At 65.6% G+C, this 1,636-nt stretch carries 2 protein-coding genes and 1 pseudogene; 2 read left to right on the forward strand and 1 reads right to left on the reverse strand.

Annotated elements, in window-relative coordinates:
- The coding region (locus tag WA317_RS10935) for a DUF222 domain-containing protein (RefSeq protein WP_425173048.1) at positions 1 to 639 on the forward strand (639 nt) is incomplete at its 5' end.
- A 67-nt stretch (positions 640 to 706) separates the two neighbouring features.
- The gene (locus WA317_RS10940) at positions 707 to 1,423 is read left to right on the forward strand and encodes a thioesterase II family protein (protein WP_425173049.1); all 717 of its coding nucleotides are present in this window, start codon (positions 707 to 709) and stop codon (positions 1,421 to 1,423) included.
- A gap of 82 nt (positions 1,424 to 1,505) precedes the next feature.
- Here the strand turns inward: WA317_RS10940 and WA317_RS10945 are convergent.
- A pseudogene (locus WA317_RS10945) lies at positions 1,506 to 1,636 on the reverse strand (type VII secretion protein EsxI); the annotation flags it as partial.

Below are 1,636 nucleotides of genomic sequence, written 5' to 3' on the forward strand. Positions count from 1 at the left end.
GTGGTGGATGGCGCGCCGTCGCAAGAAGCCATCGAGCGCGACACCCGCACCGCCGCCCAGCGCAACCACGACGCCCTGCACACCGCCGCCCGCGCCCTGCTGGCCGCCGGACAACTGGGCCAGCACAACGGGCTTCCCGCCAGCATCATCGTCACGACAACTTTGCGCGACTTGGAGGCGAAGGCAGGCACGGCGCTCACCGGCGGCGGCACCCTGCTGCCGATGTCCGAGGTGATCGCCCTGGCCCGCCACGCCCACCACTATTTGGCGATCTTTGACAACGGTCGCGCGATCGGGCTCTACCACGCCAAACGCCTGGCCTCACCCGGCCAACGGATCGTGCTCTACGCCCACGACCGCGGCTGCTCCCACCCCGGCTGCGATGTCCCCGGCTACCTATGCGACGTCCACCACGTTCGCGAGTGGGCCCAAAACCGCCGAACCGACATCGACCAGCTCACCTTCGCCTGCGGCGCCCACCACCGCCTCATCAAACCCGGCGGCTGGACCACCCGCAAACGCCGCGACGGCAACACCGAATGGATCCCACCCCAGCAGCTCGACCGCGGCCAACCGCGCACCAACCCCTACCACCACCCGGAGAAGCTGCTCGGCGGACAAGACGACGGCGCTGGTTAGGCGATCGAACGCTGCCTGGCCGCCCGCCATCGCATCGTGGTGCCCGCGGCGACGGTATGGTGTCCGCGTGACCGTCAGCACGACAAAGCTTTACATCTTCCCGCATGCCGGCGGATCGGCGCAGTACTACGTGCCTTTCGCCAAAACCTTCTCCAGCAACGTCAAGTGCATCGCGGTGCAGTATCCGGGCCGCAAAGGCGCTCATGACATCGGGTCTGCTTCGAGCATTCCCGAGCTGGCCGACCGGCTGGAGAAGATGCTGTCACCGCAAGGCGACTCCAACGAACAGGTGGCATTCTTCGGACACAGCATGGGCGCGTTGCTGGCGTTCGAGGTGGCCCGGCGGTTCGACGCCAAGGCGAACCCGATTGCCGCACTGTTCGTCTCGGCGTGCGCGGCGCCCGGCCGGATCGGCTATGAATACATCCCGGAATCCGACCGCGGCCTGCTGGACGCGGTCAGCCAGTTCACCGGCGTCAACCCGGAATTCCTGGAGAACGAGGAATTCGCGTCGAAGATCCTCCCGACGCTGCGCGGTCTCAAGGCCATCTCCAAATACGAGTGCCCGCCCGACGCGACGGTGTCGTGCCCGATCTACGCCTTCTACGGCGACGACGACGAAGTCGCCACCACTGAGAAGGTTCAAGGGTGGTCGGAGCGCACCACCTCGGAGTTCAGCGCCCGGATGTTCAGCGACCCCGGTCATCACTTCTTCGTCAACGACCACCTGCCTGAGCTGGTCGGCGACGTGCAGGACAAAATCTTGTCGCGAATCCGCAGCTGAGCCGGCCAAACGGCTCAGTTAGCTTTAGCAGCATTGTGGCCGCACACCTTTCGTGTGCGGCCACAATGGTTGTGCTGTGGTGTCAGGCCCAGCTGGAGCCGACGGCGCTGTCGGTGCTGGCCATGTTGGAGCCGGCCGACTGCACTTTTTGGCCGTGGGAGTTGGCCTGCTCGTAGATGACCTGGAAGTTGCGGCCCAACTGGGTGATGAACT

The organism is Mycobacterium sp. (genome assembly GCF_049802695.1).
Taxonomy (GTDB): Bacteria; Actinomycetota; Actinomycetes; order Mycobacteriales; family Mycobacteriaceae; genus Mycobacterium.